This window comes from Streptomyces sp. NPDC037290, from assembly GCF_055603245.1.
On sequence record NZ_JBVJVZ010000005.1, the window covers coordinates 35848 to 48797 of the forward strand.

A 12950-nucleotide genomic window follows, 5' to 3' on the forward strand; every position below is an offset into this window, starting at 1 on the left:
AACCTCGTTTGCCCGATATAAAGACGGTCGGCGAGGCTCAGGCCCCGCAGCCGCAGCTCGTCCGTACCACCAGCCGGGACGGGAACGTCTTCAGCCGCTCCCGCCGTGACCCCGCCACCCGCAGCCCGTCGTCCAGCACCAGGTCGACCGCCGCCCGGGCCATCGCCGAGCGGTCCGAGGCGACCGTGGTCAGCGGCGGGTCCGCCAGCGCGGCCTCCTTGATGTCGTCGAACCCGGCCACCGCCAGCTCGCCGGGCACGTCGATGCGCAGCTCGCGCGCGGCCCGCAGCAGGCCGATCGCCTGGTCGTCGGTGGAGCAGAAGATCGCCGGCGGCCGCTCGGGGCCGGAGAGGATGTCGAGGGCGACCCGATAGGCGTCGTAGCGGTTGTACGGCGCCTCGAACAGCCGGCCCTCGGTGGACAGCCCCGCCTCGGCCATGGCCCGCTTCCAGCCCTCGACGTGGTCGGAGACCGGGTCGCCGACGGCCGGGGTCTCGGCCGTACCGCCCATACAGGCCACGTACTCGTAGCCGTGCTCCAGCAGGTGGCGTACGGCGAGCTGGGCGCCGCCGAGGTCGTCCGTGACCACGGCCACGTCGTCGATGGCCTCGGGACGCTCGTGCAGCAGCACCACCCGGGCGTCCCAGGCGTCGATCTCGGCGGCGGCGAGATCGTTCAGCGCGTGCGAGACGAGGATCATGCCCGAGACGCGCATGCCGAGGAAGGCGCGCAGATAGTGGACCTCGCGCTCGCCGATGTAGTCGGTGTTGCCGACCAGGACCATCTTTCCGCGCTCGGAGGCGGCCTGCTCGACCGCGTGCGCCATCTCGCCGAAGAAGGGCTGGCGGGCGTCCGGGATGATCAGGCCTATCAGGTCGGTGCGCCGGGACGCCATCGCCTGGGCGACCCGGTCGGGGCGGTACCCCAGTTCCTTGATCGCCGCGAGGACACGCTCGCGCGTGGCCGGGGCGACCGGCCGGGGTCCGTTGTTGATGACATAACTGACGACGGCCGTGGAAGTTCCAGCCAGCCGTGCCACGTCATCCCGAGTCACCTTCGCCACGCGCGGAGTCTACGCGGATTGACCTGCTCCGGGCAGGGCGTTTCAGCCCTTGGATGTACGGAGCGTTGCCCCGCCCGGGCGGTCGTCACACCTGCCCGGCCGGAACCCGTCGGTAACTTTCCGGGGCCTAGGCGTCCGCGTGGAGCTCGGCACCGTCCCGGGCGGCCGGCGCATCCACGTCCTCCGCCTTCGCCCGGTCGGCCTTCGCCCGCTCGGCCTTGGCCCGGGCCTCCTCGGCAGCCCGGTCGTTCTTCTCGGGGGTGACGAACCGATAGCCGACGTTGCGGACCGTGCCGATCAGCGACTCGTGCTCGGGGCCGAGCTTGGCGCGCAGCCGCCGTACGTGCACGTCGACCGTCCGGGTGCCGCCGAAGTAGTCGTAGCCCCACACCTCCTGCAGCAGCTGGGCGCGGGTGAAGACGCGGCCCGGGTGCTGCGCGAGGTACTTCAGCAGCTCGAACTCCTTGAAGGTCAGGTCGAGCACCCGGCCCTTGAGCTTGGCGGAGTAGGTCGCCTCGTCCACCGACAGATCGCCGTTGCGGATCTCCATCGGGGAGTCGTCGTTGACGATCTGCTGCCGGCCCATGGCCAGCCGCAGCCGGGCCTCCACCTCGGCGGGGCCGGCGGTGTCGAGGAGTACGTCGTCGATGCCCCAGTCGGCGGTGACGGCGGCGAGGCCGCCCTCGGTGACGACGAGGACCAGCGGACAGCCGGGGCCGGTGGAGCGCAGCAGCTGGCACAGGCTGCGCACCTGGGGCAGGTCGCGGCGGCCGTCGACGAGGATGACGTCGGCGCCTGGGGTGTCGACGAGGGCGGGGCCCTCCGCCGGGGCGACCCGCACGTTGTGCAGCAGCAGGCCGAGGGCGGGGAGCACCTCCGTCGACGGCTGGAGGGCGTTGGTCAGGAGCAGCAGAGAACTCATACGTCTGGTTCCTCCTCGGTCCCTGCGAGGACTGTGCGGACGGGCACTGCTCTGCGATCCCGAAGGCCCCGTACACCCACGGTTTCCCGCTTCGTATACAACGCGTCCGAAAGCACAAAAGGACCCGGGGGCTACGCTGCCCGAGTCCTCTGCCCAGCAGAATAGCCCACATGAGCAACGGTCCGGCAGGTCATGTGGCACGTTCCACCGTTCGTCCGAACTCCGAGACAGGCAGACAGGCCCCTATCCGGACGTTTCTGCGCACTGCCGACGGAATTCCGGTCGATTCCGTATACGACCCGGGCACGGTCGTATACGAAACGCCTCCGGATGCCTCCCGTACACCCGCCCGCGACCTGGTGTTCGTCGTCGCCCACGGCTTCACCGGGGACGTGGACCGTCCGCACGTACGACGGGTGGCGGGCGCGCTGCGCACTTACGGCGCGGTCCTCACCTTCTCCTTCCGCGGCCACGGACGCTCCGGCGGCCGCTCCACCGTCGGCGACAGGGAGGTCCTGGACCTCGCCGCCGCCGTCGACCGGGCCCGCGCTCTCGGGCACGCGCGCGTGGTGACCGTCGGCTTCTCCATGGGCGGCTCGGTGGTCCTGCGGCACGCGGCCCTGTATCCCGGCACCGTCGACGCGGTGGTCTCGGTCAGCGCGCCGGCCCGCTGGTACTACCGGGGCACGGCCCCCATGCGCCGCCTGCACTGGCTGGTCACCCGTCCCGAGGGCCGCCTGGTCGGCCGCTACGGCCTGCGCACCCGCATCCACCACCGCGACTGGGACCCGGTCCCGCTGTCCCCGGTGGAGTCGGTCCCCAGGATCGCCCCGACCCCCCTCCTCATCGTCCACGGCGACCAGGACGGCTACTTCCCCCTCGACCACCCCCGGATGCTCGCCGAGGCGGCCGGTGACCACGGGGAACTCTGGGTGGAGCCGGGCATGGGGCACGCGGAGCACGCCGCCGGCGACACGCTCCTCACCCGGATCGCGGACTGGGCAGTGGGCCGGGCGGGCTAGCCTGACACCATCTGTCTTCTGTCCCTGTCCCTGCCTGCCGCCGATTGAGGAACGAGATGCCCAAGGTCACGGTGCGCTACTGGGCCGCCGCCAAGGCCGCGGCCCGGGTCGCCGAGGAGCCGTACGACGCGGACACGCTCGCGGACGCGCTGGCCGCCGTGCGCGCGCGACACCCCGGTGAACTCACGCGCGTGCTGCAGCGATGCTCCTTCCTCGTCGACGGTGACCCCGTGGGGACCCGCGGACATGAGACCGTACGGCTTGCCGAGGGCGGCACGGTCGAGGTGCTCCCGCCGTTCGCAGGAGGGTGAGGCGATGAGCGACCAGCCGTATCAGGGCGGACAGCCGTATCAAGGCGGTCCCTACGAGGGCTACGACCCGTACCAGCAGCAGTGGTCCGGGTACGAGCAGGAGCAGTACGGACAGCAGCAGCAGTACGGCCGGCCGCAGGGCTACGACCCCCAGCTGACCCAGCAGTGGCAGGGGCAGACCTGGGAGGCGCAGACGCACCCGTCGGTGCAGATGCCCGTGCAGGGCGGGGAGCCGGCGTACGCGCCCCAGCAGACGTTCGAGGGGCAGTACCAGCAGCAGTACGCGCAGTCGTACCCGTCCGCTGCTCAGCCCCAGCCGGCACCCGCACCCGCACCGGAAGACGAACCGGAGGCCGAGCCGGCGTACGGTCCCGCCACGGTCGGCGGCAACTCCCGGATCACGGATGCCCAGCGGGCGCGCCTGGAGGGCCGTTCGCCGATCATCGAGCCCGGGATGCAGCCGGCGCTGCTGACCGCGCTGCTCGGCGTGCTGCTGGCCGCGACGGCGCCGGTCGCGTCGTACGCGCTCGTCGTCCCGCTCGTGCTGCTCCAGGCGGTGACGGCGGCGGGCTGGTTCCGGCTGAACGGCATGTGGCCGGCCCGGCAGGGCATCGCGCTCGCCTTCGCGGGCGGGCTCGCCGCCGACGTTGCCGTCCTGGTCGCCGGCCGTGACCACGTGCCCGCCGCGATCCTCGGCCCGCTCGGCGTCTGGGTCCTGCTGTGCCTGGTCCTGCAACTGCGCTCGCACGCCTCGCCGGACGAGCGGATGTACGGCCTGATGGCGACGGTCGTCTCGGCGGCGCTGTCGGTACTGGCCACCGGCTATCTGGGCGCCGACCCGCACGCGGTGTCCGTGGGCGCGGCGGCCGTGGCGGTGGCGATCCTGGCCCGGGCCCTGCCGCTGCCGTCACCGGTGTCGGTGGTGGTCGCGGTGCTGGCGGCAGCGGGCGCCGGAATCGCCGTGGGCGGCATGACGGGGCTGGGAGCGAAGGGCGCGCTGCTGGGCGGTGCCGCCGCGGTGTGCGCCCTGATCGGCCACCGGGTGGCCAGCTACGACTACCCGTCCCGGTTCGTGCACTTCACGGCGGGGGTCGCACTGCCCCTGTCGGCCGCCGCGCCGGTGGTATGGGTCCTGGGCCGCGCCCTGGGCTAGCCGCCCCGCAGCGGCCCCACGACGGAGCCGCACTGTGTGATGGCGGAGTGCCCCGCAGGGGGGCGCGGGGAACTGCGCGACCGGCCACGACGGCCCGGCACTGTGCGACGGCGGGGGTGCCCCGCAGGGGGGCGCGGGGAACTGCGCGATCGACCACGACGGAGCCGCACTGTGTGATGGCGGAGTGCCCCGCAGGGGGGCGCGGGGAACTGCGCGACCGGCCACGACGGCCCGGCACTGTGCGACGGCGGGGGTGCCCCGCAGGGGGGCGCGGGGAACTGCGCGATCGACCACGACGGCCCCGCACTGTGCGACGGCGGAGTGCCCCGCAGGGGGGCGCGGGGAACTGCGCGACCGGCCACGACGGCCCCGCACCGGGCGATGGCCACGATGGCCCCCGCCCGCCGACGGCGAAGCCCCCACCGCGGGAAGCCGAAGGGCCGTACCCCCACTGGTGTCCAACCCCGGGGGTACGGCCCTTCGGCCCGTCACTGAGTCCGCTCAGATCGCGATGGCGACCTCAGCCAGCCCGCCCTGCTGGGCGACAACCGTGCGATCGGCGGAGCCGCCCGGGACCAGCGCCCGGAGGGTCCACGTGCCCTCGGCCGCGTAGAACCGGAACTGGCCGGTCGCCGAGGTGGGCACCTCCGCGGTGAACTCGCCGGTCGAGTCGAGCAGTCGGACGTAGCCCGTCACCGGCTCGCCGTCGCGGGTCACCTGACCCTGGATCGTGGTCTCACCGGGCTTGATCGTCGAGGCGTCCGGACCGCCGGCCTTAGCTCCACACATGCTGTTTCTCCTGAAGAAGGGGGTGTCTTACTTGCCGGTGCCGAGCTCGATCGGCACGCCGACGAGGGAGCCGTACTCGGTCCAGGAACCGTCGTAGTTCTTGACGTTCTCGACGCCGAGCAGCTCGTGCAGCACGAACCAGGTCAGGGCCGAGCGCTCACCGATGCGGCAGTAGGCGATCGTGTCCTTGGCGAGGTCCACGCTCTCCTCGGCGTAGAGGGCCTTCAGGTCCTCGTCCGACTTGAACGTGCCGTCGTCGTTGGCGTTCTTCGACCACGGGATGTTCTTCGCGCTCGGGACGTGGCCCGGACGCTGCGACTGCTCCTGCGGCAGGTGCGCGGGGGCGAGCAGCTTGCCGGAGAACTCGTCGGGCGAGCGGACGTCCACCAGGTTCTGGCTGCCGATCGCGGCGACGACGTCGTCACGGAAGGCACGGATCGAGGTGTCCTGGGGCTTGGCCTTGTAGTCGGTGGCCGGGCGCTCGGGGACCTCGTCGCCGGCGACCAGCTCGCGGGCGTCCAGCTCCCACTTCTTGCGGCCACCGTCGAGGAGCTTGACGTTCTCGTGGCCGTACAGCTTGAAGTACCAGTAGGCGTACGACGCGAACCAGTTGTTGTTGCCGCCGTAGAGGATCACCAGCGTGTCGTTGGCGATGCCCTTCTTCGACAGGAGCTTCTCGAAGCCCTCCTGGTCGATGAAGTCACGGCGCACCGGGTCCTGGAGGTCCTTGGTCCAGTCGATGCGGATCGCGTTCTTGATGTGGTTCTTCTCGTAGGCGGACGTGTCCTCGTCCACCTCGACGATGGCGATGGCCGGGTCGTCCAGGTGCTCCTGCAGCCAGTCGGCGTCGACCAGGACGTCGGTGCGGCTCATGCTCTTTCTCCTCCGGGGCAGTTGCGGCGGGGCGTGCGAGTAGAGGGGTGCGCGCGCGGGGTGCGGGCGACGCACGGGTGCCCTTCCAGCAGGGCGGCTGAGGGATGCGGAAGTCGGGGACTTTCGCTCAGAAGGGGCGACAGAGCATGGCGGCAACGCGGCACAGGTCCACTGCCCGCCGCTTCGTGAGATCCGCCTGTCGCTTCATGGGCTCGATCGTAGGGACGTCCGGGCGGGCGTGTCACCGGTGTGTCACATGGCGAGACACGATCGTCCGTATGGCGGAACGAGTAAGCGCCCGGCGGCCGCAGTGCGGCCCTCCGGGCGCTCGCGTGGGTCTCCGCATCTACGCTACGGACGACCCTGTCTCGCCAGTCGGACGACCGGCGTCCGTCGGCAGTGCGTCTACCCCGCCAGCCTGACGTTGGAACCCTTCACCGTGATCTCCACACCGTTCTTCGCGGCCTGCACCTGGTCCAGCTTGATGCCGCCGGGCAGCTGGTCGATGGCCTGCTGGAAGTCGGTGATCTCACGGATGCGGTTCTCGGCGATCGCGGCGGCGCCGAGCCTCGGCAGCGAGTCGGCGTGGACCTGCACCTTGTCGTTCTCGACGGTCACCGAGCTGAGCACGGGCACGGTCTGCTTGATCCCGAGGGACGAGACGCTGCCCTCCACCATGACCTTGATCTTGCCGTTGCCGCCGTCGGAGAGGCCGACGATCCGGGCCGTGATGCCCGGTGCGACCTCGGTCGGCTCGGCCCTCGCGGTCTTCAGCAGCTCGGCGTAGGAGATCGTCGCGGTGCCGGTGGCACTGGACGCGGTGGCGGAGCTGTAGTCCCCGGAGAACGCGACGCCCTTCATGTGGGCCTTCAGGTCGTCGATCCGGATGGTCTGCCCGGACTTGCCGGTGGCGGCCTGGTAGTCCTTGATCCCGACCTCGACGTCGTCGAGCGACCCGCCCGCCACCTGGGTGAGGAACGGGAACCCCTTGATGTTCACGTCCGGCGTCGAGGCCAGGTTCTCGGTCGCCTTCAGCTTGTCGGCGGCCTCCCCCTCGGCGAAGTGCACGGCGACCCGGTCCGCGATCACGAACAGCCCGCCCAGGATCACGACGAGGATCAGGATTATTCGCAGGGCGCGCATGGTGGTTGTTTCCCCCGGGTCGTCGGCATGTGTGGCTACGCCACGGTAACCCCGCCGAGGGCGGCCGAGCGGAAATTGGTGATCTCTTGTGACAGGCGCGGCCGACCTACCCTGGAGTCATGTACGCACGGCGGCGGCACGTGTACTTCGCCATGATGGGGACCTGCATCGGGCTCTTCGTCCTGGCGTGGGGGGTGGTGCGCCTCTGGTCGGTGCCGGCGGCCGTCGGTATGTGCGTCGTGGCCATGGTCATCCCGCCGGTCGCGGCGATGATCGCCAACCGGCGGGGCCCGGACGACCGCTGGTGGGACGATCCCTCCGGCGATCCCCAGTCCGACGAGTGGTGGGACGAGCTGGACGGCAAGAAGCGCCCGCGCTCCTAGGGCGCCAGGGGGAGTGAGGGGCCACGACGGTGGTGCTGTTTGGGCGGAATTCCGCCTTCCGCCCCCCACCGCAAAATCAGTGGGACAGAGGTGCAAAGATCCGGACAATGATCCGGGCGCTCCCCCGTACCCGTGCGGAGCGCACCGCCTGATTCCGCACACCTCATGGAGTCATACGTGACCCAGCCTTCCCGACGTGCGCGCGCCCTGTCGCGTCTCGTCACCCCGGCGATCGCCCTCGCCGCGGTCGGTGCCACCGCAGGCACCGCCCTGGCCGACGCCCCCGCGACGACCGGTACGGCGAAGACCGCCGCCGAAAGCGCCGCCACGGCCGGGGTGCACAAGCCCACCCCCGCCGCGCCGTCCTTCTTCCTCTCAGGGGTCCTGCCGTCGGGCCAGATGTACGTCTACATGCAGGACGGGAAGGGTGGCTTCGAGGACCGGTCGGGCGCGTACGTCTGGCCGCACTTCCGGCACGGGGTGTCGGTCGACCCCGACCTGACCGGTTACCAGGACGGCGCGTACCACATCATGGACGACGGCACGCTGAACCTCTGGCGCAACGGTCGCCTCAAGAAGGTGGCCACCGGCTGGGGTCAGTACAACGTCGCCTTCTCTCCCGGCACCCTGAGCGGCGCCAAGCACCCCGACCTGCTGGCCCGCGACAAGCAGGGCGTCCTGTGGCGCTTCCAGACCAAGGCGGACGGCACCCTGGCACCGCGCGTCGAGGTCGGCCCCGGCTGGAACCAGTTCACCCAGATCACCGGCCAGGGCGACCTCAGCGGAGACGGCAGGCCGGACATCGTCGCCCGCGACAAGCAGGGCGTCCTCTGGCTGTACAAGGGCACGGGCGACGCGCGCAGGCCGTTCGCCTCCCGCGTGAAGGTGGGTTCCGGCTGGAACCAGTTCAACACGCTGGTGGCCACGGGTGACGTCGACGCCGACGGCCACAGCGACCTGCTCGCCCGGGACCCCCAGGGCAACCTGTGGCTGCACAAGGGGACGGGCCGGGCGTCCGCGCCCTTCAAGGCCCGCGTCAAGATCGGCACGGGCTTTAACCAGTACCGCGACCTCTTCTGACGCTCAGTAGACGAGCGCCTGGGTGTCGTCGGCGAGGGCCTCCTGCACGAAGACCTGCGCCCCCGCGATCCGTACGCCCTCGATGACGTCCTTCTCGGTGATCTCCCGCCGGGCCGCGCACTGCGTGCACAGCGTGATGCGCCCGGCGGCGAGGATCGACTCGACCAGGTCCGGCAGCGGTGCCGCGTGCGGCAGCTCGAACTCGGCGGCCCGTCCCGGCAGCGCGAACCAGGACGACTCCCCGGTCAGCCACAGCGACACCTCGACCCCGCTGGCCACCGCCACCGCCGCCACGGTGAACGCCTGCGAGCAGCGCTCGGGGGCGTCCGCCCCTGCCGTCACCTTGATCACGAGCTTCTTGGTCATGCGGGAAGCGTAGCCGCGGCGACGATCGTGACGAGCAGCGTGGCGACGCAGAGAGCGGTGAGTACGCCGCTGACGGTCGCGCCGTCGAAGCGCGGCGGCCGTCGGTGCCGGTGCCGGTGCCGGTCGGCGTAACCGGGGTGGAAGGGCGGGATCGCATAGCCCGGTGACAGCGGGGTCCGGTCACGTGGTGCGCCCGGTTCCGCCCGGGACCGCTTGCACTCCTCGTACGGCAGGCCGCCCTGGATCCCGCTCATGCCCGGTGCTCCTTTCGCCGGTGCTGCCTGAGCAGCACGTTCGCGTCACTCTCCGCACTCCGGTCCTCCCGCGCCCGCGCCGTCTGCCGCCGCTCGGCCAGCTCCGCGCAGGCGGCACAGCCGGGGACGGGGTGGGGAGGCCGGCTCGTCTCGTCCAGGGGCGGGGGCAGCGACGGCAGTGTTCCGCTGCGGTGATTGACCGCTCTGACACTCGCGCCGAGCCGTTCCCGGTCGGTGGCCGGGCGCAGCGTCCGTGGATCGGCCTCCCACTCCAGCCCGCCTCCGACGGGCCGGAGCATCACGTAGGGGCCGGCCCGGTCCCGGTACTCGCCGACCTTGTCGGTCGCCGGGTCGTAGAGGAGGGATCCGGGTTCGAGGGGCTCCGACTTCGTCGTCATCGGGCTTCGCTCCTTTCCGTGAACGCCTGTGCGCAGCGCGAACGTAGGACTACGCTGCGTGTTCGGTGCTTTACGAGCATGGCGTACGGCGAGGGCGTTTGGGCTGTTGAGGGGGCCAACTTCAACGCTGGGCCGGCCAAATTCAACAAATTCAACAGGAGCGCGATGCCGCAGCGGTTGGTGATCACGGGACGGAGCCAGGAGCCCAGGGCGCGGTTCGCCGAGGAGTTACGGCGCCTGCGGAGCGAGCGCGGCCTGAGCCTGCGGGACCTCGCGAAGGAGGTGGGCTGGGACGCGTCGCTGTTCAGCAAGATGGAGGGTGGGCGGACGCTGGGTGGTCCGGAGGTCGTACAGGCGCTTGACCAGCACTACGGGACGCCGGGGTTGCTGGTGACGCTGTGGGAACTGGCGGTGGCGGACCCGACGCAGTTCAAGGAGCAGTACCGGCGGTACATGGTGCTGGAGTCGGAGGCGGTGAACCTCTGGCACTACGCGGTGAGCAGGCCGCCGGGGCTCCTCCAGACGGACGCGTACGCACGCGAAGCGCTCGCGGCGGGTGGCCTTGAAGGGCGGGAGCTGGACCAGCAGGTCGAAGCACGCGTCGGTCGACGCGAGCTGCTCACGGGCCGCGATGCGCCGACGTTCCGGAGCATCCTCTCCGAGGCGGTGCTGCGGACCCCGTTGCGCAATGCGCGGGAGTGGCAGGAGCAGCTGGAATACCTGGTGGAGGCGTCGGAGTATCCGAACATCACGCTCCAGGTGCTGCCGCTCTGTGCGGGTCCTCATGGTTTGGTGGGCACCGCCATGATGTTCCTCCGGCTGCTGGACAGCCGTACCGTGGCTTACGCCGAGAACGACGTTGTCGGTGAACTGGTCGAAGAACCAAGCAGGGTTGAGCGTTTCCAGCGCACTTATGATGCCGTGCGTGACATGGCCCTGCCCCCGGTCGAGTCGCGGAAGTTCATCTTGCGGATGTTGGAGGAAGTACCGTGCGAGCCATCGACCTGAGCAACGTGACGTGGCGCAAGAGCAGCTACAGCAACTCGGACGGTGGCGAGTGCGTTGAAGTTTCCGACGACCTTCTCCGCGCAGCCGACTGGCGCAAGAGCAGCTACAGCAACCCGGACGGTGGCGAGTGCGTCGAAGTCGCCGACAACCTCCCCCTCGTCCCCGTCCGCGACAGCAAGGACACCACCCGTACCCCCCTGCTGATCGGCGCGGGCGCCTGGGCGGCTTTCGTGGGCGGGGTCAAGCGCGGCTCAGAAGATTCCCGCGTTCAGCGGGGCGCCCACCAGGCCTGTGACGTCTGACAGGGCCGAGGAATCATCGGCGCTGGGAGCGGGGGCGGGTTCCATGGAGCCGATGTCCTGGGCGTGGGCGATAGCCGGTGTGACCGCCAGCAACAGACCGGCGGCCACACCCGCCGCCATCGTTCGCAGCACCTTGAGCACGCTCTTCCCTCCGATCGCGGGCTGAACCTGGATCAAGGTTCGGTGCCGGCAGATCCCCGGGCGAGCCAGGCGGACCGAATGGCTGAGACCCCGTACAGCGCACCTCGCAAAGTGAGCCCGAGCCCGGCCGCGTAAGCTGGGCCCCGGCCCTGTCGTACGCCCGCCCCCGCTCAAGGAGCACTCGTGGAAGCATTCTTCGAAACCCTGCTGGTCCTGGTCTGCGTCGGTGTGCTCGCCTTCGCCGGTCTGACCGTGAAGAAGCTGTACCAGGGCCAGCGCTGACCCCCACCTAGGAACCGCCCCTCATGATCGAGATCCCGTCCGACCTGCACAAGGACCTCGTCCCGCTCGCCTTCCTGCTCGGCAACTGGGCCGGTGCGGGCGTGCACGACTTCCCCGGCTCCGAGAAGTGCAACTTCGGCCAGGAGGTCAGCTTCACCCACGACGGCCGGGACTTCCTGGAGTACCGCTCCCACACCTGGGTGCTGGACAACGACGGCAACAAGGTCCGCCCGCTGGAGTCGGAGTACGGCTTCTGGCGGATCGACGCCGACCGCAAGGTCGAGGTGACGATGACCCGTGACGACGGTGTCATCGAGATCTGGTACGGCGAGATGGCCGACAAGAAGCCGCAGATCGACCTGGTCACGGACGCCGTCGCCCGGACGGCCGCCTCGCAGCCGTACAGCGGTGGCAAGCGGCTCTACGGCTACGTCAAGAGCGACCTGATGTGGGTCGGCGAGAAGCAGACCCCCGAGGTCGAGCTGCGCCCCTACATGTCGGCCCACCTGAAGAAGGTCGTCACCCCGGAGGACGTGGAGCGCTGGGCCAAGGCCCTGCCGGACGACATGCCGGACGACGGCATCGCCTTCTTCAAGTGAGCACATGAGCAACTGACGCCGGAGCGGTCAGAGGCGTCCGAAGAGTTCCCCCGTGAGATCGCCGAAGAGTCCCTCTTCCGGTTCTTCCTCGGGGGTCTTTTCCGTCTTGAGGTGCCTGCTGTGGCTGCTGTGCTTGCTGTCGGCAGTGGACCCGTTCGGGATCTCGATGGTGGGACCGGACCGGATGTCGGCAGGGGGTTCGGGCCGGGCGGACGCCCCGCTCGATCCCAGGGCGGCGAGTAGGACCGGGGTGGCGATCGCGATGACCAGGGCTCTGCGTGCGCGCATGGGCTTCTCCTCTTCCAGGACGACAGGTCGCCGACTGGCTACCACCGGCGTTCACCCCGAAAAACCGCTGATCGAACTATCCGCTCGTACGGCCGAACCGCACGCGGACCCGTCGGTCCTAGACTTGGCCCCGTGGTGAGCACCGACTGGAAGAGCGACCTCAGGCAGCGCGGCTACCGACTGACGCCGCAGCGCCAGCTTGTCCTCGAAGCCGTGGACACCCTTGAGCACGCGACCCCCGACGACATCCTCGTGGAAGTGAGGAAGACGGCGTCGGGGGTCAACATTTCCACGGTCTACCGGACCCTGGAACTGCTGGAGGAGCTGGGCCTGGTCAGCCACGCCCACCTCGGGCACGGTGCGCCGACGTACCACCTCGCCGACCGCCACCACCATCTGCACCTGGTGTGCCGTGACTGCGAGAACGTGATCGAGGCCGACGTGGAGGTCGCCTCCGAGTTCACGGCGAAGCTGCGGCAGCAGTTCGGCTTCGACACAGACATGAAGCACTTCGCGATCTTCGGCCGGTGCAAGGACTGTTCGCTGAAGAGTTCAACTACCACGTCGTAGGCT

The 12950-nt window shown here is 70.2% G+C and carries 19 protein-coding genes; 9 read left to right on the forward strand and 10 right to left on the reverse strand.

Features of this window, described 5'->3' with window-relative positions; all coding sequences use genetic code 11:
- Positions 1 to 37 precede the first annotated feature (37 nt).
- Together ACZ7HQ_RS18670 and ACZ7HQ_RS18675 are read right to left on the reverse strand one after the other, a co-directional pair.
- Complete coding sequence (locus tag ACZ7HQ_RS18670) at positions 38 to 1063, reverse strand: LacI family DNA-binding transcriptional regulator (protein ID WP_470990792.1); 1026 nt, start codon at positions 1061 to 1063, stop codon at positions 38 to 40.
- 127 nt (positions 1064 to 1190) lie between these two features.
- The gene (locus ACZ7HQ_RS18675; protein ID WP_470990794.1) at positions 1191 to 1985 is read right to left on the reverse strand and encodes a winged helix-turn-helix transcriptional regulator; all 795 of its coding nucleotides are present in this window, start codon (positions 1983 to 1985) and stop codon (positions 1191 to 1193) included.
- 170 nt (positions 1986 to 2155) lie between these two features.
- On the opposite strand from ACZ7HQ_RS18675, the gene ACZ7HQ_RS18680 reads away from it, so the two are divergent.
- Genes ACZ7HQ_RS18680 through ACZ7HQ_RS18690 form a run of 3 tightly spaced genes read left to right on the forward strand, consistent with a single transcriptional unit; the run spans position 2156 to position 4471 of the window.
- Complete coding sequence (locus ACZ7HQ_RS18680) at positions 2156 to 3007, forward strand: alpha/beta hydrolase (RefSeq protein ID WP_470990796.1); 852 nt, start codon at positions 2156 to 2158, stop codon at positions 3005 to 3007.
- Between the two features lie 56 nt (positions 3008 to 3063).
- A complete protein-coding gene (locus ACZ7HQ_RS18685) occupies positions 3064 to 3318 on the forward strand; it encodes a MoaD/ThiS family protein (protein WP_470990798.1) in 255 nt (84 codons plus the stop codon).
- 4 nt (positions 3319 to 3322) lie between these two features.
- Positions 3323 to 4471, forward strand: a complete 1149-nt coding sequence (locus tag ACZ7HQ_RS18690; RefSeq protein WP_470990800.1) for a hypothetical protein — start codon at positions 3323 to 3325, stop codon at positions 4469 to 4471.
- Positions 4472 to 4972: 501 nt separating this feature from the next.
- On the opposite strand, the gene ACZ7HQ_RS18695 is transcribed toward ACZ7HQ_RS18690, so the two are convergent.
- From ACZ7HQ_RS18695 to ACZ7HQ_RS18710, 4 genes are all read right to left on the reverse strand, one after another.
- On the reverse strand, positions 4973 to 5260 hold the full coding sequence (locus tag ACZ7HQ_RS18695; protein ID WP_031173301.1) for a DUF1416 domain-containing protein: 288 nt from the start codon (positions 5258 to 5260) through the stop codon (positions 4973 to 4975).
- Positions 5261 to 5287: 27 nt separating this feature from the next.
- Positions 5288 to 6133 (reverse strand): sulfurtransferase, encoded by an 846-nt coding sequence (locus ACZ7HQ_RS18700; protein WP_470990802.1) that lies wholly within the window; start codon positions 6131 to 6133, stop codon positions 5288 to 5290.
- 127 nt (positions 6134 to 6260) lie between these two features.
- Complete coding sequence (locus ACZ7HQ_RS18705; protein ID WP_350751515.1) at positions 6261 to 6341, reverse strand: Ms5788A family Cys-rich leader peptide; 81 nt, start codon at positions 6339 to 6341, stop codon at positions 6261 to 6263.
- A gap of 197 nt (positions 6342 to 6538) precedes the next feature.
- A complete protein-coding gene (locus tag ACZ7HQ_RS18710; protein WP_470990804.1) occupies positions 6539 to 7276 on the reverse strand; it encodes an LmeA family phospholipid-binding protein in 738 nt (245 codons plus the stop codon).
- A gap of 119 nt (positions 7277 to 7395) precedes the next feature.
- Between ACZ7HQ_RS18710 and ACZ7HQ_RS18715 the strand changes: the two genes are divergently transcribed.
- On the forward strand, positions 7396 to 7659 hold the full coding sequence (locus ACZ7HQ_RS18715) for a DUF3099 domain-containing protein (RefSeq protein WP_470990806.1): 264 nt from the start codon (positions 7396 to 7398) through the stop codon (positions 7657 to 7659).
- 177 nt (positions 7660 to 7836) lie between these two features.
- The gene (locus ACZ7HQ_RS18720) at positions 7837 to 8739 is read left to right on the forward strand and encodes an FG-GAP repeat domain-containing protein (RefSeq protein ID WP_470990808.1); all 903 of its coding nucleotides are present in this window, start codon (positions 7837 to 7839) and stop codon (positions 8737 to 8739) included.
- Positions 8740 to 8742: 3 nt separating this feature from the next.
- Here ACZ7HQ_RS18720 and ACZ7HQ_RS18725 read toward each other — a convergent pair whose 3' ends face one another.
- The 3 genes from ACZ7HQ_RS18725 to ACZ7HQ_RS18735 are packed head-to-tail and all read right to left on the reverse strand — an operon-like array spanning position 8743 to position 9757.
- Complete coding sequence (locus ACZ7HQ_RS18725; protein ID WP_470990809.1) at positions 8743 to 9105, reverse strand: DsrE family protein; 363 nt, start codon at positions 9103 to 9105, stop codon at positions 8743 to 8745.
- Entirely contained in the window at positions 9102 to 9359 is a 258-nt protein-coding gene (locus ACZ7HQ_RS18730) for a hypothetical protein (RefSeq protein WP_470990811.1), read from the reverse strand. Before ACZ7HQ_RS18730 ends, ACZ7HQ_RS18725 begins: the two co-directional genes overlap by 4 nt.
- Entirely contained in the window at positions 9356 to 9757 is a 402-nt protein-coding gene (locus ACZ7HQ_RS18735; protein WP_470990813.1) for a hypothetical protein, read from the reverse strand. Before ACZ7HQ_RS18735 ends, ACZ7HQ_RS18730 begins: the two co-directional genes overlap by 4 nt.
- Positions 9758 to 9922: 165 nt before the next feature.
- Between ACZ7HQ_RS18735 and ACZ7HQ_RS18740 the strand changes: the two genes are divergently transcribed.
- From ACZ7HQ_RS18740 to ACZ7HQ_RS18750, 3 genes are all read left to right on the forward strand, one after another.
- Positions 9923 to 10765 carry a helix-turn-helix domain-containing protein gene (locus tag ACZ7HQ_RS18740; protein ID WP_470992198.1) on the forward strand — a complete coding sequence of 281 codons (843 nt, stop codon included), beginning with the start codon at positions 9923 to 9925 and terminating at the stop codon, positions 10763 to 10765.
- Positions 10747 to 11067, forward strand: coding sequence for a DUF397 domain-containing protein (locus tag ACZ7HQ_RS18745; protein WP_470990815.1), 321 nt, complete (start codon positions 10747 to 10749; stop codon positions 11065 to 11067). The genes ACZ7HQ_RS18740 and ACZ7HQ_RS18745 overlap by 19 nt, the downstream gene beginning before the upstream one ends.
- Positions 11068 to 11513: 446 nt before the next feature.
- The gene (locus ACZ7HQ_RS18750; RefSeq protein ID WP_470990817.1) at positions 11514 to 12089 is read left to right on the forward strand and encodes a heme-binding beta-barrel domain-containing protein; all 576 of its coding nucleotides are present in this window, start codon (positions 11514 to 11516) and stop codon (positions 12087 to 12089) included.
- Positions 12090 to 12116: 27 nt separating this feature from the next.
- Here ACZ7HQ_RS18750 and ACZ7HQ_RS18755 read toward each other — a convergent pair whose 3' ends face one another.
- The gene (locus ACZ7HQ_RS18755; RefSeq protein ID WP_470990819.1) at positions 12117 to 12377 is read right to left on the reverse strand and encodes a hypothetical protein; all 261 of its coding nucleotides are present in this window, start codon (positions 12375 to 12377) and stop codon (positions 12117 to 12119) included.
- A gap of 132 nt (positions 12378 to 12509) precedes the next feature.
- Here ACZ7HQ_RS18755 and ACZ7HQ_RS18760 point away from each other — a divergent pair, with 132 nt between their 5' ends.
- Positions 12510 to 12947, forward strand: a complete 438-nt coding sequence (locus ACZ7HQ_RS18760; RefSeq protein WP_470990820.1) for a Fur family transcriptional regulator — start codon at positions 12510 to 12512, stop codon at positions 12945 to 12947.
- The last annotated feature ends 3 nt before the right edge of the window (positions 12948 to 12950 follow it).